The following is a 20,510-nucleotide window of genomic DNA, read 5'->3' as shown; positions in this document are numbered from 1 at the left end:
TAGAATTACTAAAAAAGGGAAACGTTTTACTAACGTTTCCCTTTTTTTATTTTCCGTTGAATGCGGTCATGGTGTTTTCTAATCCTGCAGTTCCAAATGATTTTATAATCTCGGAAGCTAATTCCAGTCGCTCGGAAAGTGCCGTTTTTTCGGCATCGTCCCAATCGCCAAGAACATAATCAACTTGTTTTCCTTTTTTGAATTCATCACTGATCCCAAAACGGAATCGGGCGTAGTTTTGCGTGTTCAGCACAAGATTGATGTTTTTTAATCCGTTGTGTCCACCATCGCTTCCCTTTTGTCTGATGCGAATGGTTCCAAATGAAAGATTTAGATCATCTGTAATGACTAAAATATTTTCTAAAGGAATATTTTCCTTGACCATCCAGTATTGTACTGCTTTGCCGCTCAAATTCATATACGTGTTTGGTTTGAGTAGCAAAAAAGTTCTTCCTTTAAACTTGCATTCGGCGAGGGCGCCCAGTTTTACAGTTTCAAAGTTGACTCCTTCTTTTCGGGCCAGGAAATCCACTATTTTAAAACCAACGTTGTGGCGAGTGTTTATATATTCGGCGCCAATATTGCCGAGTCCTACTATTAAAAATTTATTACTCACGCGTTCTATATTGTTTTTTTGGTGTTCGTGAACCTCTGGTTTCATACAATCCGTGTTGTCTTCTGTTTTTGGTGATGAGAATAAATTTGAAATCCATTTTATCATGCTGCAAAAATAGTCTTAATTAGAGTATTGGACTAGTAGATTTTTAGAAAATCGTTATTGAGAACAAAATAGTTCTGGATAGCCCTGATGGAAGTGGCATCCTTTTTTTATTTACCCTGTCAGGGTTTTGAACCCTGACAGGGTAAATAGGAAAAAGATAGAACGGACAGCAGGAGTAGAGTTGTTGTGAAAATGGGTAGCTGTGCTCCTAATAGTAAAAAATGGAAAAATGAGATTGCTTCGTTCCTCGCAATGACAAAAAGTAATGCGCATAAAAAAAGCACCAGTTTTACAACTGATGCTTTCTTTAATGATTGAAAAAATATTATTTTTTCTTTCCTTTTACAGGAGCTTTCGCTGCTTTTGCTGCTTCTTGAGCTGCTTTCATAGCCGCACGAGAGATTCTTACTTGAGCAACAACAGTGTTGTCAGGGTGAATCAATTTGTAGTTTTCGTTAACTAATTTAGTAACGTACAATTTGTTCCCCATTTCAAGTGGAGTAATGTCAGCTTCAATAAAATCTGGAAGATTTTTAGGTAAAGCTTTTACTTTAAGTTTGCGAGTGTTCAAACGTAAAACACCACCAGCAAGAACTCCTTTAGATGTTCCAACTACTTTTACAGGAACTTCCATAGTGATTTCTTTGTCATCAAATAACTGAAAGAAGTCAATGTGTAAAATCTTGTCAGATACCGGGTGAACCTGGATATCTTGTAAAATAGCGTTAAATGATTTTCCTTTTCCAAGATCGATCTCAACTGTGTGAGCGTTTGGAGTGTAAACCAAGTTTTTGAAAGCCATAACTTCTGCTGAGAAATGAACTGCCTGATTTCCTCCGTATAATACGCAAGGAACCAATCCAGCATTACGTAGGGCTTTAGTCGCAACTTTACCCACGCTTTCTCTTTCTGATCCTTTAATTGTAATCGATTTCATTGTAAAAAAAATATAGTTATTAAATAATTATTTATGCTTTAGGCATTAAGCTTTAGGCTTTATGCAAATGTAATATGTTTTAGGCAGTGTTAATATGCTTACGGCTTAAAGCCTTTTGCATATTGCCAAATATTACATTATAAACTTTCCACTAATGGAATTGTTATGATGTACCATGTGCATAACTTCAGCAAAAAGTGGCGCACAACTCAACACTCTTATTTTGTTTGATTCTTTCTTCAACGGAATCGAATCAGTCACTATTAATTCTAATAATTTTGAATTCTCTATTTTTTCGTAAGCACTACCGGATAAAATGGCGTGAGTACAAATCGCTCTTACGCTCAATGCTCCTTTTTCCATCATTAAATCAGCGGCTTTCGCCAAAGTGCCTCCGGTATCAATCATGTCATCTACTAAGATTACATTTTTACCTTTTACTTCACCAATCAATTCCATGGTGTCAATAATATTGGCCTCTTTTCTTTGTTTGTAACAAATAACTACGTCAGATTCTAAAAATTTAGAATAGGCGTAAGCTCTTTTAGAACCACCCATGTCAGGAGAAGCAATTGTTAAATTGTCTAATCCTAAACTCTTCACATATGGCAAAAATATTGTCGATGCAAAAAGGTGATCAACTGGTTTTTCAAAGAATCCTTGAATTTGATCTGCGTGCAAATCCATAGTCATTACTCTTGTTGCTCCAGCACTTTCTAATAATTTAGCCACTAATTTAGCTCCTATCGGAACTCTTGGCTTGTCTTTTCTGTCTTGTCTTGCCCAACCAAAGTATGGAATTACTGCCGTAATGTGTCTTGCCGAAGCACGTTTTGCGGCATCAATCATCAGTAACAATTCCATCAAATTATCTGCAGTTGGAAAAGTCGAACAAACGATAAAAACTCGTAATCCTCTGATAGATTCTTCGTAAGAAGGCTGAAATTCACCGTCGCTGTATTTTGACATGGTGATTTTCCCTAAAGGGATTCCGTATTGCTCTGCTATTTTTTCAGCAAGATAGACACTTTGTGAACAAGCAAAAATTTTAGCTTCTGGTTCTAGGTGTGACATTTAATTTGTTGTTTTTATTCCGCTGCGATCCATACAGTTTGGCTTTGTTGTTTGTATAAAGCCGTATGTGTGTATTTGCCTCGGGTGTAGTTAGTTGTGTGTTGTGTTTTTAACGAGGTGCAAATTTATAAAATTTATTCAACTCTGAAAGGAAAAAATTAAGTATTTTTAGTTGAACATTTAATATTATTTTTTACATTTGCACCGTGTTAAAGGAATTGATGGTTGATTTAAACACAATCACATCTTTTATTGCGTTGAGGTAACTGTCGTTATTTCATGTCTGCTAAGCCCGGATGGCGGAATTGGTAGACGCGCTGGTCTCAAACACCTGTGGGAAACCGTGCCGGTTCGACTCCGGCTCCGGGTACAAAAACCGCTTCGAAAGAAGCGGTTTTTTTGGTTTTATGGGGGTTTCTATTTTTTATTTATTTTTATGAGAATCATTATTACTTGAGATAATAAGGAGATTATTATGGATTGATTATTTTGTATTAATGCAGGTTCTATAAAATGTATTAAGAGTATCGTTATTCTGAAAATTAATAAAATAGCTTTTGCCAATTTTTCTTTTTCTCTTTTTAAAAGTTGCCTTTTACATTTTTTGTAATTGATATTTTTTAGAAAATCTTTTAAAATAATTTTTACCCCTGCGTTAATTTTGCTTTGTAGTTGTTGGGGAGTTGTTTGAAGGAATTGAATTTGTTGCATCGTTGAAATTTTAAATTTATTTCAACAATATTACTTGGGGTATTTTTAGTTTATTCGCCCAACCGTTCTCCCATGAAATCTATTTAAGTTTATCTAAGTAGTCTTTAATGTTCTCAATATGGTTGTTTGCAGTGTATTTCATCCTGTCTTCTTTGCTTTCAGGATTAAGTACTAAAATATTTCCTTTTACAGTTCGTAGAGTTCCTCCAATAAGTTTTTGAATAATTATATATTGTTTTTCTTTCGATATATTTTTAACTTTATCTAAATCGAAAAAACCTAATTCTTTTAGTAAAGCAATTTTATAGGGTGTTTTTTCTTCTTGCTCTATTTCCTCTTTTGTTGTCTCTGTATTAGGTAAACTTTTAAGTTTAGCGTTGTAAAATTTTGAACGTATACCTTCCTCTATTTTTTCTTTGAAAATATATTTTTGTCTATGGTTTATAAATTCTCGTTCTAAGTAGTCTTCCATAGATTTTTTATCATAATTGTTTTCAATGCCAGTTATATATCTATTGCTTTTTTTAATTTCATTGTATACTTCGTCGTCGGTTAAATCGCATTTTCTTCTTTGTTCTAGTTCTAATTGGTTAAATTGCTCAATCTTACTCTCTATGAAGTTTCTTTCTGTCTTTTCAGGGTTTTCAATTAAGAAAATCATTTTCTGTGTATTGTATTCTTCTTCAAGGTATCTAATATTCATACGATTATTAAGCGTTTTGTTATCTGCCATTTTGCCTGTATTTTGAATTTTAAAATTAGGATTAATTACAATATTTCTTTATCCTTTCGTGAAGTGACTTTCTAAACAAATGAGAAAGTGATTTTAAAACAGACTTAGTAATTATTAATTAAAAGTATGTTCTTTGAAATCAATTTTATGAAAAACATTATCTTGTCCAGAAAAATACTGAACTGTGCCTGTTTGAGTGTCAATTATTATGATTCCTGCATTCGAATTAGTTGTTACAGATTGATAGCGTTCCTTTTGGCTTATGATTTGTCCAACATATACAAAAGCCGTTAAACTTAATATAAATGCAAATGCTTTTGCCAATTTCCATATTCTTTCCATAGTTTTTTATTTTAGATTTAACAGTTAATGAATTCTTATTCTTGATTATTATTTTGTTCGTTTTCAATCGCACTTTGTTCAATTTCATCTTTAGTTAGCATTTCATAATTGTAACTAAAAACTATACTTGCAACTTTAATTTTTGAGATATGATATTTTTGAGAAATGGTATCAATTATTTTATCAACTTTATTAACATCGGTAACTAAAGAAAATGTTTTGTTTAAATAATCTTTTAAAACTAGATGTAAGGTATCGTTTGGGATTTTTTTTATAATCGATAATAGAGCTAATTTTTCAGCATTCAGTTCTAAAATCGCATCTGCATAAGTACGGGTTTTTTTTCCTTTCTCTTTTCTTTGTTCCTGTACTTTAATAAATTTAGTTTCTTCTTTGTCTTTACACCCAAAAACTATCAAGATCAATATAAGTAATAATTTTTTCATTGTTTTAAAGATTTAGATTAAAAAAACTCAAATGTAATCCATTAAAAACCATTCACTTTGAGGTTTTCCGTAAAGTAGAGTGTTTTTTAATTTTGCATCACAATGAATTCCTGATAATCAGATCACACTTGTTCTCGATTTGTTTTTTTTTGCCTTCTAAAATCATTTGCGCCAAAATTTTGCCCATGGCTTCAAAATTCGTTGAAATGGTTGTGATTCCGTTTTCGACTATTTTTTTCAGCGGTGTTTCATTGTATGAAATAATGCCATAATCGCTGCCTAATTCTAGCTTCTGAAGTTTAGATTTCTCAATAACACGAACCAAATCTCGGTCGCTTGGAATAATATACACTTCACCTTTTTTTATTTCCCGATTCCGAAACTCAGTTATGATTTCATAATTGAAAGCAAAGTCTCTGCAAAAATTTTCAAAACCTATTTTCATTCCTAGTGGTTCTCGAAATCCGGGGAAAATCATAATCATTTTTTCGTATTTGTTTAATTTGGATTTCCCTTTTAGTAATCCTTTATAAATGTCGTTGAGGTGATTTTGATAGATCGCAGGGTACGGTTTTAGTTCTGGATTAGTTTGATCTAATATGTAAACATCATTAACTGGTAGGGTTTTTATAACTGATGCTGCCTCGACTAAATTGGTAGGCATGATAATGTATTTTGTGTAGTTTCCATTACTGTCATTTATCAGTTTTTGAAAAACGGGAACATTAAAATGATGAAAAAAAATGTCAACCTGAACGTCATCACCGATGGTTTCTAAGAATGAATTGTAGATGTCTTCTTTGAAAATATTTAATTCATCAAAAAGTAAAAATATCCTTTGTTTTATTCTTACTTCGGTGCTTTTTATATAGTATCCTTTGCCTGCAATTGCGTAAATAATTCCTCTTTTTTTTAATTCTTCATAGGCTTGTAAAACCGTGTCCCGAGACAATGAAAATTCTAGACATACTTTGTTTATTGAAGGGAGTTTTTCATCTTTTTTTAAATGACCTTTCTCTATCATTTTTTCTATAGAGAAAATGATTTGTTTGTATTTTGGGACACCCCGATTGTTTTGAATATTAATGATTTTCATGGAAAAGCTTTTTGCAAATATATAAAAACTGGTAGGTACTGGTGTGTTAAAATTAAGTTTTATTTTACTTTTGATTTTTAATATTTCGTAAAAAATTAAATTAAAAAAAACACATATCATATTTTATGGCCACTATATTAAATAGATTGTTTGATTTATGTCTAATAAGAAGGTATTTGTTTTTGGGAATTAGCTAACGAAAATGGAATTAAAAATCATTAAGTATGTTGCTGTCATAGTTGCATTGTGCCGCAGTAAAAATTTGTGCTCGGTTACTAATTTATAGGCGAGTCACACATAAACATAATATCTAAAAAAGGACTAATATTTTACGATGGCAAACTAATAAAGAGTATGAAGATTAAAATTGAACAACAGCAATAATTCCGGATAAATTAATTTCGAGCTCAATTTCAATTTTTTTATTTCATTAAGAAAAATGCTAATCTTCTCTCTCTTTATAAAAGGATAATTAAACGAATAAAAAAAATTATTAACCAACCAATTTTTAAAACCATGAATTTATGAAAACCATTAAGAACGTAAATCAGTTGTTAAGGATTAAGGCATTCTTAACATCTAAACTCACTTTGTCAATAATCATTATAACCTCGTGTATTAGTTTACAGGCTCAAAATGTTATTACAGGGTCTGTTGTAGATCAAAAAACATCCCAAACCGTAATTGGTGCTTCGGTTGCTGTAAAAGGAACTGCTAATGCAACCATGACTGACGCTGATGGAAATTTTAAATTAAATGCAGCTGATCCTAATGCTACACTAGTTTTCTCCTATATTGGATATGTTAAAGTAGAAGAAGCTATTGCTGGAAGAAAAGTAATTAATGTTTCGCTTAAAGAAGAGAACAATACCTTAGATGAAGTAGTAGTAATTGGATACGGAACTGTAAAGAAAAGTGATTTAACCGGAGCTGTTGGAGGATTAAAAGCAGCACAATTGGATTCTCAAAGTAATACAAATTTAGGGAGTGCAATACAAGGTAAAATTGCCGGTGTTACTGTAGAGTCTGCTGGTGGTGCCCCGGGTTCCGGAACCAGAATTCAGATTAGAGGTGCAGGATCGTTAAATAATAACAATCCTTTGATATTAGTGGATGATATTGCTGTTGCTTCAATGAATAACCTTAACCCAAATGACATCGAATCAATTCAAGTTTTGAAAGATGCTTCTGCGGCTGCAATTTACGGATCAAGAGCGGCAAATGGTGTGATTTTGATTACCACTAAAAGCGGGAAAAAAGGAGAAATGAAAGTGAGCTTTGATTCATTTTATGGTATAGCCAGTGTGACTAAAAAACTTGATTTATTAAATCAAGAACAATGGGCAAAGGTAAGTAATGCAGCATATAGTGGGGCAGGAAAAGCACCATTGGACATTGCAATGAACCCTCAGGTTTCTGGTGCAGGAATTAATTGGCAGAATGAAATTTTCAGAGATGCTCCTACACAAAACTATTCATTAGGACTTTCTGGAGGTTCAGATAATTTAAAATACAATATGTCTTTGAGCTACTTTAATCAAGAAGGAGTTATCAAGGAAACTAATTATGACCGTGTTAACTTAAGAGTTAAATCGGATTATAAAAAGGGTATTTTTAAAATTGGAGAAACAGTAATGTTGACCAAAGAAAAAAGAAATGATTTACCAGGAATACCAGGACAAGGAAGAAATATTCTTGGAGCTGCTATTTCTATGCTTCCGGGGTTTGCAATTTATAATGAAAATGCAATAGGCGGATATGGTGGAGCATCAGGTGCAGTTACGGATATATTCAATCCCGTAGCAGCTTTGAATCTTTTTGATGTAAAAAATGATTACTACCAAGCATTGATTAATACCTATGCTGAAGCAAGTTTCTTTGATGGGTTTAAGTATAAATTGAATGTTGGAGCAACCATTTCTGAGCATAAAAGTTATAACTATACACCACGTTATGAAGTGGGTGGATTCTTCAAGAATTTAAAAAACACTTTAGCGGAAGGAAGTGAATTAAATCAATATTATCAAATTGAGAACACTTTAAACTACTCTAAAAAATTTGGTAAGCATTCGGTAAATTTATTGGTAGGACATACCATTTATGAAAATAATTTCCGTGCTATTTCAGGATCAGTACAAGGAATGCCAGATGGTATATTTGTTTTGGCAGGTGCTGAACAACCAGCTATTTCAGGGTATGCTACTGAGAATAAATTGATTTCTTATCTTGGACGTGCGATATATTCGTATGATAACAAATATATCCTTACGGCAACTTTTAGACGTGATGGTTCCTCTCGTTTTAGCCCAGAAAACAAATGGGGAAATTTCCCTTCAGTTTCTGCAGCATGGGGAATAGGAAAAGAAGATTTTTTCAAAAACCTAGACTTACCTGTGTCTGAATTCAAGTTACGAACAAGTTATGGTATTTTAGGAAATCAAGAAATTGGAGATTACCAGTATCTTGGATCAATTACATCAGGAATAAGTTATGGTACAGGAGAGCCAAATACACTTTGGATTGGTAATATCCAAACAGAATATCCTGCTATTGGATTAAAATGGGAATCAACGACGACCGCCAATGTTGGTTTTGATTTAGGTTTATGGAATGGGAAGTTAGATTATACTTTTGATTATTTCCAAAAAAACACTTCTGATTTACTTTTACGTGTGCCAATTCCATTGTCAGTAGGTTCTAGTAATGACCCTTATACTAATGCAGGTAAGGTTTCAAATAAAGGTTTTGAGATGGGTTTAACGCTTAATCAAAAAGTTGGAGAGGTTAATTTCTCTATAACTTCTAATATTTCAAGTGTAAAAAACCGTGTTGAAGAATTGAGCACTGGAAGTCAGATTCTTGCAGGTTCTAGTGGATCATTTCACGGATCAGCAGTGACTTACAGTAAAGTAGGATATCCTATTTATTCTTTTTTCCTTGTTAAAACTGACGGTTTATTCAGAACTCAAGAGGAATTGGATGCGCATAAATTTAATGGAAATCCTATTCAGCCAAGAGCTCAAATTGGGGACATAAGATATGTTGATTTTAATGGAGATGGAAAAATTGATGCTGGAGACAGACAATTTAGAGGTAGTGCTTTTCCTAATTTTGAATACGGATTTCGTCTTCAAGCAGATTGGAAAGGAATTGATATGACTCTTGCTCTTCAAGGAGTTCAAGGAAATGAAATATACAATGGAAATAATACGGACTTAGCAACAGTAAAAGCAAATACAAATTATGCCAGTTCAACTTTAGATTCATTTACTTTTAATCCAAACTCTAATTTTCCAAGATTAAATATTGATGATCCAAATGATAACGGGGCTGATTACTCTGATCGTTTTCTTGAAAATGGATCTTATCTTAGACTAAAAACGATTCAATTAGGATATACTTTTCCTAATGACTTAAGTCAAAAATTAGCAATTGACAAATGTCGATTCTATGTTGCAGGCGATAATCTTTTTACTGCTACTAAATACACAGGATACAATCCAGATGTTTCGGCTGATGGACTTGGAGGTAGAGGAATCGATTATAAATCGTATCCATTAAGCAAGACTATTATTTTTGGGATGCAACTTAACTTTTAAATCAACGAAAAATGAAAAAGAAATTAATTATATTATATTTTGTAGGAGGACTAGCTTTATTTAGTTCTTGTTCAGATAACTTAGAATTACAAAACCCTAGTAAAGTAACAACCGGTTCTTTCTGGCAAACTCCTGAGGATTTGGAGTCTGGATTAGCGACTGTTTATAATGTATTAGTAGATAACAATAACGCAGGTTATTGGGAAATACAAGCAATGCAGTTGAAAGAAAACAGAACCGAAAATTTTGTTGCAAGAAATGATGTTCCAGGTCGTTATGCCGTTTCCAGCTATAAAAATACACCTAGTACAAGTGAAACTACCGGGATGTATAAAGCGATGTATATTGGTATATTTCGTGCTAATCAAGTAATTAATTATGCTCCTCAAATCAAGAACATTGATGAAACAAAAAGAGCGCAAATAGTTGCTGAGGCTACCTTTCTTAGAGGATTGAATTATTTTAATTTGGTAAATGAATTTGGGAGTGTGCCAATTTTCACTGATTTAGTAAAAGAATCAGCAGATTATTTTAAAGAAAAATCAACAGAAGAGGAAGTGTGGAAACAAGTAATTGCTGATTTTCAAGCGGCTGTAACAAGTCCACTACCTGCAATATATCCTTCAGCTTTGAAAGGCAGAGTAACTAAAAATACGGCAATCGCTTACCTTGGGAAATCGTATTTGTATTTAAAAGATTGGGCAAAAGCTGAAGAGCAATTTTCTAAATTGGTTAATAACGAATCTGCAAATGGGTTTGGACTTTTGGATGATTATGCACAATTATTTGATGGCAAACATGAAAACAGTAAAGAATCAGTGTTTGAAATTCAATTCAGCAGACAAGGTGGTGCTACAATTTGGGGTGGAAATCCATCCGAAAGAACTAGAGCAACTACTATGGCACAAGAATTAGCGCCAGGTGAAGTTGGAGGTTGGTTTGAGTTGTTGCCTACGAAAGTATTATTGGATGCTATGACTAAGGAAAAAACAGCTGATAATAATTTTGATCCTAGAGCTTTAACTACTTTGGCTTGGAACTATCCGGGCAGTACTTACTATACTTATGATTTTGCATCAAAGTTTGGGGTAAATGCTATATGGATAAGAAAAAATCAAAACTGGTGGAATGCTGATGAAGGGGATTGGAAATCTGAATTGAATGAATATGCAATGCGTTATGCTGATGTTCTTTTAATGCTTGCTGAAGCAAAAACGATGCAAGGAAAAGTTGCTGAAGCAATACCTTTAGTAAAAAGAATAAGAGACAGAGCAAAATTAGCTGCTATCACAATGACTGGATGGAATCAAACCCAAATGATGGACGAGATTATGCACCAAAGAAATATTGAATTTGCTCGTGAAGGGATTCATTGGTATGATTTAAGAAGATGGGGTACTTTAGAAAAAGTAATTAAAGCTAGTCAAGTTGGCGGCTATCTTAATTACTCGGCTAAATACAACTACTTTCCTATTCCGGAAAGTGAGTTGAATAACAACCCAAAAATGACACAAAATGCCAATTGGTAATTTGGGTTATACCTTTTAATTAATAAAGATTAAAATAAGAACTTGACAAATGGTTAATGCGTTGTACATAACGAATTAATCATTTGTCATCTCTTATAAATCAGATAGCTTTAAGTTAAGTTTATCAGATAAAAGTAATTCGTTTTTAAATTCATTATATATGAAAAAAGTAACAGTTTTATCCTGCATTTTTACCCTTATTTCTTTGGTTGTGTCAGCACAAGAAAAGCCAACGACCAATGATTGGGAAAATCCAGCTATATTTCAGATTAATAGAGAACCTGCCAGAGCGGCATTTTTGCCTTATGCTGATGAATCTTCTGCTATTGCTGATGATTATACGCGCTCTCCTTGGTTTCTGACTTTAGACGGAAAGTGGAAATTTAATTGGTCACCAACACCAGCTGAACGACCAATGGATTTCTATAAAACAGATTTCAATGCTACCAATTGGAAAGAAATTGCAGTACCGTCAAACTGGGAATTAGTTGGATATGGAATTCCTATTTATACTAATATTACGTATCCATTTGTCAAAAATCCACCGTTTATTAATCATGCGGACAATCCAGTGGGGTCTTACCGACGTGCTTTCGAGTTGCCAGAAAACTGGAACGGACGCCGTGTTTACCTTCATTTTGAAGCAGGAACTTCAGCGATGTATATTTGGGTAAATGGAGAAAAAGTAGGATATAGTGAAAATACAAAAAGTCCAACAGAATTTGATATAACTAAGTATGTAAAAGCGGGTAAAAATCAGGTTGCTGTTGAGGTGTACCGTTGGAGTGATGGTTCCTATTTAGAGGATCAAGATTTTTGGCGTTTGTCAGGAATTGATCGCGATGTTTATCTTTATAGTACGACTAATACCCGTATTGCTGATTTCTTTGCGCGCCCTGATCTTGATGCTTCCTATAAAAACGGCAGCCTATCTGTTGATGTTAAATTGAAGAACATGAATGCGGTTGCTAAAAACAATCAGATTGTTGAAGCTAAATTAGTAGATGCAAACGGGAAAGAAGTTTTTAAGAAAACAATAAAAATTAATGTAGGAGCTAATTCATTTGAATCAACCACTTTTACACAAAATGTCTCCGCACCTAAATTATGGAGTAATGAAAGACCAAATCTTTATTCTTTATTGCTTACGCTAAAGGATGAAAATGGAAAGTTTATTGAAACGGTTGCTACACAAATCGGTTTTCGAAAAGTAGAATTGAAAAACGGACAATTATTGGTTAATGGGGTTAGAATTATGGTTCATGGTGTCAATATTCATGAACATAATCCTAAAACGGGACATTATCAGGATAAAGAAACCATGATGAAAGATATTAAGTTAATGAAACAACTTAATATTAATGCAGTTCGTTGCAGTCATTATCCAAATAACTTAATGTGGGTTAAATTATGCAATAAATATGGTTTGTTCTTAGTGGACGAGGCTAATATTGAAACCCATGGGATGGGAGCTGAATTGCAAGGTTCTTTTGATAAAACAAAACATCCTGCTTATCTTCCGGAGTGGAAAGCTGCTCACATGGATCGTATTTTTAGCTTAGTGGAACGCGACAAAAACCAACCTTCTATCATTCTTTGGTCTTTGGGGAATGAATGTGGAAACGGACCCGTTTTTCAAGAGGCTTATAATTGGATAAAAAACAGAGATAAAACGCGATTGGTTCAATTTGAGCAGGCAGGAGAACAAGAGAATACTGATGTGGTTTGTCCGATGTATCCAAGTATGGATTACATGAAAGAGTATGCCAAGCGTAAGGATGTAAAACGTCCGTTTATCATGTGTGAATACTCTCATGCGATGGGTAATAGCAGTGGAAATTTTCAAGAATATTGGGATGTTATTCACAGCAGTAAAAATATGCAAGGAGGATTTATATGGGATTGGGTGGATCAAGGATTTGAAATGACTGATGAAGTAGGACGTAAATATTGGGCTTATGGTGGTGATATGGGAAGTCAAAATTATACCAATGACGAAAATTTTTGTCATAATGGATTAGTTTGGCCGGACCGTACTCCGCATCCGGGTGCTTTTGAAGTGAAAAAAGTGTATCAGGATATTTTATTTTCTGGTGTTGATTTGAAAAGAGGAATTATTCAGGTAGAAAATGGATTTAGTTATACTAATCTTGATAAATATCGTTTCAAATATGAAGTGCTAAAAAACGGGATAGTTATCAAAACAGGAACTGTTGCTATCGCTCTTGCGCCACAATCTAAGAAACAGGTTCAGCTTGAATTGCCAAAAATGGCTACTGAAGATGGAGTGGAATATCTTTTAAATATTTTTGCCTACACAAAAGAAGGTACGGAAGTGTTACCTCAAAATTTTGAAGTAGCACGTGAACAGTTTTCAATTGGAGAGGCCAAGTATTTTGTCAAAGCAGCAGCTGCTGGCACAAATTTTACAGTTAAAGATACTCAAGACACTGTAACTCTTAGTGCCGCTGGAGTTGAAGTCACCATAAATAAGAAAACGGGTTTAATGCAACAATATAAATCTAACGGAGACTATTTTTTCAATCAAATGCCAGTTCCTAATTTTTGGCGTGCCCCAACGGATAATGATTTTGGGAATTACATGCAAGTGAGCAGTAATGTATGGAGGACTGTAGGAAGATTTAGTAGTTTGGATACTATCGAGGTTAAAGAAGTAGCCGGTAAAACAATAGTAGTGGCTCGCCTTTTCTTAAAAGATGTTGCATCTTATTATACCATTACTTATACAATGGACGCTGACGGTAGTTTAACAGTACAGAACTCATTCAAAGCAGGAAATAATCCATTGGCCGAAATGCCTCGTTTTGGGATGTTGTTCTCTCTCAAAAATGACTTTGATAATTTTAGTTACTACGGAAGAGGACCTTGGGAGAATTATCAAGATAGAAACACTTCTTCTTTGAAAGGGATTTACCAAAGTAAGGTTGCTGATCAATATGTTCCTTACACACGTCCTCAAGAGAATGGATATAAAACAGATGTTCGTTGGTTAACACTTACAAATAATTCAGGAAATGGAATTGAAATAGAAGGTTTACAGCCGCTAGGAGTAAGTGCATTACATAATTATCCTGAAGATTTCGATCCGGGTCTGACTAAAAAATACCGTCATACAAATGATATTACACCACGAAATGAAGTTGTAATTTGTGTTGATTTAGCCCAAAGAGGTGTTGGAGGAGACAACAGTTGGGGCGCTATGCCACACAAACAGTACCAATTGAAAAATAAAGAATATAATTATGGTTTTGTTATTAAACCTAAAAAGAAATAAAGGATTAAAATTTCACTCCTGTTTTATAAATTAGAGATAGGAGTGAAATAAATTAAGCAGGTGAAAGGGTGTCGTTAAAATTAATTATTATGAAAGAAAAATTAAAATTCTGTTTCGATAAAAAATGTGTTTTTATATTGTTTTTTATGTTTGTTGCTATCAGTTTATGGGCGCAAAAAGTGACAATACCCATCGCAACCAATAGCAATATGATGTTATTGCAGACAGATAGTAGTGATCGTTTAATGACTGTCTATTTTGGGAAACCTCTGGCAAATGTCAGTGAATATCCATCCGTTTCTGGAGCTTATAATTTCAAAGACGAAAATGCTGGAATTTATAATGGGACCTATACGACTGCAGGAACTTGGAATCTTTCAGAGCCGGCTATTCAAGTGAAACATGCTGATGGAAATCCCTCTTTGGAACTTAAATACGTAAGTCATAAAATAGAAAAAGTTGACGCAAATTCCTCTATTACAAGTATTGTTTTAAAAGATCCTGTTTACCCATTTGAGGTGACTTTGTTTTATAAAGTTTGGCCAAAAGAAAATGTAATTGAGCAATGGTCAGAAATAAAACACAATGAAAAGAAGGCCGTTCTGTTGCAGAAATTTGCTTCGGCTAATTTATATTTTACCAATAAAGATTTTTATTTGACTAGTTTTCAAGGGCAGTATCTAAAAGAAATGCAACCTATTGAATCAAAACTTTTACAGGGAATCAGAACGGTAGATTCTAAATTGGGTACAAGAGCAATGTTACTTCAAAACCCAAATTTTATTTTGTCTTTTGGGAAACCTGCTTCAGAAACTGAAGGTACAGTTATGCTGGGACAATTGGCTTGGAGCAGTAATTTTAAATTAGATTTTGAGGTTGATTCGTATAAGAATCTTCGTCTTATTGCAGGAGTTAATCCATATGCTTCTGAATATCTTTTGCCTGCTAACCAAGTTTTTAAAACACCATCTTTAATATACGCTTTATCTAATAATGGTACTGGCGAGGCGAGTAGAAATCTTCATGATTGGGCAAGGAAATATAGAGTTTTGGATGGTGAAGGAGAACGTCTGACGTTGTTAAACAACTGGGAAGCGACTTATTTTGATTTTGATGAAAATAAAATTTCTAATTTATTCAAAGATGCCAAAGATATTGGAGTGGATATGTTCTTGTTAGATGATGGGTGGTTTGGAAATAAATATCCTAGAAATGATGATAAAGCGGGTCTTGGAGATTGGAAAGAAAACGCAAAGAAGCTACCTCATGGATTAGGTTATTTAGTGAAAGAAGCCAAAAAAGAAGGTGTTAAATTTGGGATTTGGATTGAGCCTGAAATGGTAAATCCCAAAAGTGAGTTGTATGAAAAGCACTTGGATTGGGTAATTCGTCAACCGGAAAGGCCAGAAGTGTATTATAGAAACCAATTAGTGCTTGATTTATCAAATCCGGAAGTACAGGATTTTGTATTCGGGATAGTAGACAACCTTTTTGTAAAAAATCCTGAATTGGCATTTATAAAATGGGATTGTAATGCAGTTATTTACAACGCTTACTCAGCCTATCTTAATAAAAAAGGAATTCCACAATCTAATTTATACGTTGATTATATAAGAGGTTTGTATAAAGTGTTGGAGAGAATCCGTGTTAAATATCCTAAAGTTCCTATGATGCTATGCTCAGGTGGAGGTGGACGTGGAGATTATGAAATGTTGAAATATTTCACAGAGTTCTGGCCTAGTGACGACACAGAACCTATAGAAAGAATATTTATGCAATGGGATTATTCGTATTTCTTTCCTTCTATTACAACGGATAATCATGTTACTGACTGGGGAAAACAGCCTTTGAAATTCAGAGTCGATGTAGCGAGTATGGGTAAGTTAGGATTTGATATTGTAGTAAGTCATTTAAGTGACAAGGATAAGTTGTTTTGCAAAGAAGCCATAAAAAACTATAACTCATTCAAAGATGTTGTTTGGCATGGTGATTTGTATCGTTTGGTAAATCCACATGAAAATGATATTTCGGCATTAATGTATGTTGATAAAGAGAAGAGTAAGGCAGTTGTTTTTAATTATTTGGTAAATAATCGATTTATGTTGACAGCGACCCCACTTCCTGTAGTTTTGAAAGGATTAGATCCAAACAAAAAATATGCAGTAAAAGAATTAAATCTATATCCTGGCGCTATTTCTACGATGCCCGCAGAAAATATTTATTCAGGTGATTTCCTTATGAAGGTAGGGATAAATCCAAATGTAAATTTAATGAGAACTAGTGTAGTGCTTGAAATAACAGAAGTGAAATAGGCTAAAAATATATTATGTAGGCAAAGGTTTCGAATTAGTAATTAACCGTCGAATAGTAAACATTAGAAGTTTTTTTAATGTTTAAAAACTGGTAGGTACTGGTATGTATTTTTGGGCAATTGGTTTATTTTTGATTTTTGTATTTAATAAAAAAATGATGATAATAAAAGAGATATCACATTTAAAACACAGTTGTATAATGGGGTTATTTGGTAGAATGCATGATGGTGAAGTTGTTGATTCGTATGAATTAACTAATAAAAATGGAATGAGGCTTCAAGTAATTAATTATGGTGCGACTATTACCTCATTGAAAATGCCGTTGAAAAACGGTGAATTTGTTGATGTGGTATTGGGTTTTGATACTTTAGAGGCTTACATTAAATCATTTGATTTAGAGAGTGCGCCTTATTTTGGAGCGACTGTTGGACGTTATGCCGGCAGAATTAACAATGGCTTTTTTAGTTTGAACGGTAAGGCTTTTCATTTAAATAAAAACAATAACAATAATTCGTTACATGGCGGAAATATTGGATTTAGTCAGAAAATGTGGTGGACAAAAAACGTGAAAGAAGGTGAAAATCCATCAATAACTTTAGCGTATTTCAGTCCTGATGGGGAAGAAAATTATCCAGGAGGCTTATCAGTAGAAATTACCTATATGGTATCGGAAGACAATGAATTAATTATAGAGTATAAAGCCATTTCAACCGAAGATACAGTTGTGAATTTAACCCATCACAGTTATTTTAATCTCGATGGTCACGATTCTGATATTTTAGAACAGGAGTTAATCGTTAACTCTCAAAAAATGTTAGAGACTACTGATCAAAATAGTCCAACTGGTAGGTTTTTGGATTTAGATAATAAACCTTTCGATTTTAACGAGCCTAAAAAGTGTCCTTCAAAAATAGATAACACCTTTGTTTTAGAAAAGGAAAATGAATTTGCGGCATCGCTTTTCAATAAAAAGAATAATCTGAAAATGACGGTTTATACGAATCAACACGGGGTTCACATTTATGTGGGAGGTAATTGTTTCAATACTATAAAAGGAAAAGAAAATGTAGATTATCATTCATTGAGTGGAATTTGTTTTGAAACACAAAATTTTCCGGATGCACCAAATCATGAAAATTTCCCAAGTTCTGTTTTAAGAAAAGAGGAGATTTATCATCATAAAACGATTTATAAGTTTCAATCTTTTTAATTAGAGGTTTTTAAAAGTTACAGTTCCTATTCCTAATTTGTTCAAGTTTTATTAAAAAAAAGATTTTGAGATATTGTATTTTTTTATTGCTAATTCTAATGGGTTTTTCTTCTGGAGAAATTCAAGCACAGTCACGAACAGTAGTCAATATTAGTTCTAATTGGAAATTTCAAAAAGGCGATTTTGAAGAGGCGTTTAAAGTGAATTTTAATGATTCGAAATGGGAAACCGTAACCGTTCCACATGACTGGGCAATTTACGGGTCTTTTGATAAAAATGTAGATATACAGAAGGTTGCCATTGTTCAAAACGGAGAAAACATAGCTACCGAAAAAACAGGACGAACAGGGGCTTTACCCCATATTGGAACAGCCTGGTATCGCAATACATTTACATTACCTAAAGATTCAAAAGAAAAAAAAATAATTTTACTTTTTGAAGGCGCCATGAGTGAACCTCAAGTGTATTTAAACGGGAAAAAAGTGGGAGAATGGGCCTATGGCTATAGTTATTTTTATTTTGATGTTTCCCAATTTATACAAGAAGGAGCCAACACATTATCTGTAAAATTGACAAATAAAGAATTTGCTTCCCGTTGGTATCCTGGCGCAGGTTTATATCGAAAAGTAAGTGTTATTATAAAAAACAACGAAAGCATTGATCAATGGGGTCAGTTTGTAACGACACCTTTTATCAGTGAAGATGTGACCAAAGTTAACATTAAGACCACAGCATCTGGAGAAAACACTCGTTTAGTCACCACTATTTTTGATGCCGAAGGACATAAACTAAATTCAGAAGAGTCGACTTTGCAATTCGGAAAAGAATTTGATCAAAATATAAAAGTAGAGAAACCAAAATTGTGGAGCCCCGAAACTCCTTATTTGTATAAAGCGGTTTCCCAATTGTATGTTGGAAAAGAACTTAAAGATGCCATTACAACACGTTTTGGAATACGAGAAATAAAATACGAGCCTAGTAAAGGCTTTAGTCTAAATGGAAAGATAACCAAATTTAAAGGAGTTTGTCTGCATCATGATTTGGGTCCTCTTGGAGTTGCAGTAAATAAAGCAGCGTTGCGCAGGCAAATGAAGATATTGAAAGACATGGGTTGCAATGCGATACGCAGTTCACACAACATGCCATCTTTTGAGCAACTCGAGTTGGCAGATGAAATGGGCTTTCTATTTTTGGCGGAGAGTTTTGATGAATGGGCAAAACCAAAAGTAGAAAATGGGTACCATCGTTTTTTTGAGGATTATGCCGAAAAAGACATCGTGAATTTAGTGCAGGCCACACGAAATCATCCTTCTATTGTAATGTGGAGTGCTGGAAACGAAGTGCCTGATCAATGGGGAGAAGCTGGTGTAAAGCGAGCCAAATGGTTACAGGAAATATTTCATAGAGAAGACCCAACACGTCCGGTAACGGTTGGTATGGATCAGGTAAAAGCGACTATGGAATCTGGGTTTGGAGCTTTACTGGATGTTCCAGGATTGAATTATCGCGTGCATTTATACGATGAAGCATTTAATAAATTTCCTCAAGGGTTTATTTTAGGTTCTGAAACCGCTTCAACGGTTAGCTCTAGAGGGGTCTATAAATTTCCCGTGGTTCAAGAAAATATGAAGCAATATCCTGACTTTCAATCTTCTTCTTATGATTTGGAGGCCTGTAGCTGGTCTAATGTACCTGATGAAGATTTTGTGCTTCAAGATGATAAACCTTGGGTTATTGGTGAGTTTGTCTGGACTGGTTTTGATTATTTAGGCGAACCTACGCCTTATGACGAAAGCTGGCCGTCTCGCAGTTCTTATTTTGGAATCAACGATTTAGCGGGCTTACCTAAAGACCGCTATTATTTATACCGAAGCCGCTGGAATACGAAGGAATCAACTCTTCATATCTTGCCACATTGGAACTGGGAAGGACGTGAAGGAGAAACAATTCCGGTTTTTGTGTATACAAACTACAATAGTGCTGAACTTTTCATCAATGGCAAAAGCATGGGTGTGCAGAAAAAAAACAAGAGTACACCTCAGAATCGTTACCGCTTAATGTGGATGGATGTGAAATATGAGCCGGGAATTGTAAAAGTGGTGGCTTTTGATGACAATGGTAAAGCTGTTACCGAAGAAGAAGTGCATACTGCTGGGAAGCCTTACCAAATTGTTTTAGACGCGGACAGGAAAACAATCAGTGCCAATGGAGAAGATATTTCTTTTGTAACCGTATCTGTAGTTGATAAAAATGGAATTCCTTGCCCAACGGCGACGAATCAGTTAAAATTTAAGGTTACAGGAGCGGGTACTTACAGAGCTGCTTGCAATGGTGATGCCACTTCACTTGAAATATTTCATAAAGATACCATGAAACTTTTTAGCGGAAAGTTAGTAGTGCTTGTGAAATCTACGACAACCGAAGGTGATGTGAAACTTGAAGTAAATGGAGCTGGTCTTAAGAGTGGTAAATTGACCTTGGTGTCGACAAAAAAATAAAAACAGG

The 20,510-nt window shown here is 34.1% G+C and carries 14 protein-coding genes and 1 tRNA gene; 7 read left to right on the top strand and 8 right to left on the bottom strand.

Annotated features, from left to right (window positions below; genetic code table 11):
• Positions 1-46: 46 nt before the first annotated feature.
• The 3 genes from pth to ACFX5F_RS08740 all read right to left on the bottom strand — a co-directional run bounded on the left by pth (position 47) and on the right by ACFX5F_RS08740 (position 2,732).
• A complete protein-coding gene (gene pth, locus ACFX5F_RS08750) occupies positions 47-721 on the bottom strand; it encodes an aminoacyl-tRNA hydrolase (protein WP_379851684.1) in 675 nt (224 codons plus the stop codon).
• Positions 722-1,046: 325 nt separating this feature from the next.
• Positions 1,047-1,658 carry a 50S ribosomal protein L25/general stress protein Ctc gene (locus ACFX5F_RS08745; protein ID WP_379851683.1) on the bottom strand — a complete coding sequence of 204 codons (612 nt, stop codon included), beginning with the start codon at positions 1,656-1,658 and terminating at the stop codon, positions 1,047-1,049.
• 132 nt (positions 1,659-1,790) lie between these two features.
• The gene (locus ACFX5F_RS08740) at positions 1,791-2,732 is read right to left on the bottom strand and encodes a ribose-phosphate pyrophosphokinase (RefSeq protein WP_073205007.1); all 942 of its coding nucleotides are present in this window, start codon (positions 2,730-2,732) and stop codon (positions 1,791-1,793) included.
• Positions 2,733-3,022: 290 nt separating this feature from the next.
• Here ACFX5F_RS08740 and ACFX5F_RS08735 point away from each other — a divergent pair.
• Positions 3,023-3,102 (top strand) — tRNA-Leu (locus ACFX5F_RS08735).
• Positions 3,103-3,149: 47 nt separating this feature from the next.
• Here ACFX5F_RS08735 and ACFX5F_RS08730 read toward each other — a convergent pair.
• The 5 genes from ACFX5F_RS08730 to ACFX5F_RS08710 all read right to left on the bottom strand — a co-directional run bounded on the left by ACFX5F_RS08730 (position 3,150) and on the right by ACFX5F_RS08710 (position 6,060).
• Complete coding sequence (locus tag ACFX5F_RS08730) at positions 3,150-3,443, bottom strand: hypothetical protein (protein ID WP_379851682.1); 294 nt, start codon at positions 3,441-3,443, stop codon at positions 3,150-3,152.
• A 79-nt stretch (positions 3,444-3,522) separates the two neighbouring features.
• Positions 3,523-4,176 (bottom strand): hypothetical protein, encoded by a 654-nt coding sequence (locus ACFX5F_RS08725; RefSeq protein WP_379851681.1) that lies wholly within the window; start codon positions 4,174-4,176, stop codon positions 3,523-3,525.
• 114 nt (positions 4,177-4,290) lie between these two features.
• On the bottom strand, positions 4,291-4,518 hold the full coding sequence (locus ACFX5F_RS08720) for a hypothetical protein (protein ID WP_379851680.1): 228 nt from the start codon (positions 4,516-4,518) through the stop codon (positions 4,291-4,293).
• A 35-nt stretch (positions 4,519-4,553) separates the two neighbouring features.
• Positions 4,554-4,964, bottom strand: coding sequence for a hypothetical protein (locus ACFX5F_RS08715; RefSeq protein ID WP_379851679.1), 411 nt, complete (start codon positions 4,962-4,964; stop codon positions 4,554-4,556).
• Between the two features lie 97 nt (positions 4,965-5,061).
• On the bottom strand, positions 5,062-6,060 hold the full coding sequence (locus ACFX5F_RS08710; protein ID WP_379851678.1) for a GntR family transcriptional regulator: 999 nt from the start codon (positions 6,058-6,060) through the stop codon (positions 5,062-5,064).
• 524 nt (positions 6,061-6,584) lie between these two features.
• Here ACFX5F_RS08710 and ACFX5F_RS08705 point away from each other — a divergent pair.
• The 6 genes from ACFX5F_RS08705 (at position 6,585) to ACFX5F_RS08680 (ending at position 20,503) form a co-directional block, all read left to right on the top strand.
• Entirely contained in the window at positions 6,585-9,659 is a 3,075-nt protein-coding gene (locus ACFX5F_RS08705) for a SusC/RagA family TonB-linked outer membrane protein (protein WP_379851677.1), read from the top strand.
• A gap of 11 nt (positions 9,660-9,670) precedes the next feature.
• Entirely contained in the window at positions 9,671-11,188 is a 1,518-nt protein-coding gene (locus ACFX5F_RS08700) for a RagB/SusD family nutrient uptake outer membrane protein (RefSeq protein ID WP_379851676.1), read from the top strand.
• A 160-nt stretch (positions 11,189-11,348) separates the two neighbouring features.
• A complete protein-coding gene (gene lacZ, locus ACFX5F_RS08695) occupies positions 11,349-14,483 on the top strand; it encodes a beta-galactosidase, LacZ type (RefSeq protein ID WP_379851675.1) in 3,135 nt (1,044 codons plus the stop codon).
• A gap of 89 nt (positions 14,484-14,572) precedes the next feature.
• Positions 14,573-16,795 carry an alpha-galactosidase gene (locus ACFX5F_RS08690; protein WP_379851674.1) on the top strand — a complete coding sequence of 741 codons (2,223 nt, stop codon included), beginning with the start codon at positions 14,573-14,575 and terminating at the stop codon, positions 16,793-16,795.
• A 154-nt stretch (positions 16,796-16,949) separates the two neighbouring features.
• Entirely contained in the window at positions 16,950-18,005 is a 1,056-nt protein-coding gene (locus ACFX5F_RS08685; protein ID WP_379851673.1) for an aldose epimerase family protein, read from the top strand.
• A gap of 98 nt (positions 18,006-18,103) precedes the next feature.
• On the top strand, positions 18,104-20,503 hold the full coding sequence (locus ACFX5F_RS08680) for a DUF4982 domain-containing protein (RefSeq protein ID WP_379851798.1): 2,400 nt from the start codon (positions 18,104-18,106) through the stop codon (positions 20,501-20,503).
• Positions 20,504-20,510 lie beyond the last annotated feature (7 nt).

Origin of the sequence: Flavobacterium zhoui (genome assembly GCF_042787235.1) — a bacterium.
Taxonomy (GTDB): Bacteria; Bacteroidota; Bacteroidia; order Flavobacteriales; family Flavobacteriaceae; genus Flavobacterium; species Flavobacterium zhoui.
The sequence above is the reverse complement of the archived record's forward strand: the minus strand, read 5'-3'. Positions and strand labels throughout refer to the sequence as shown.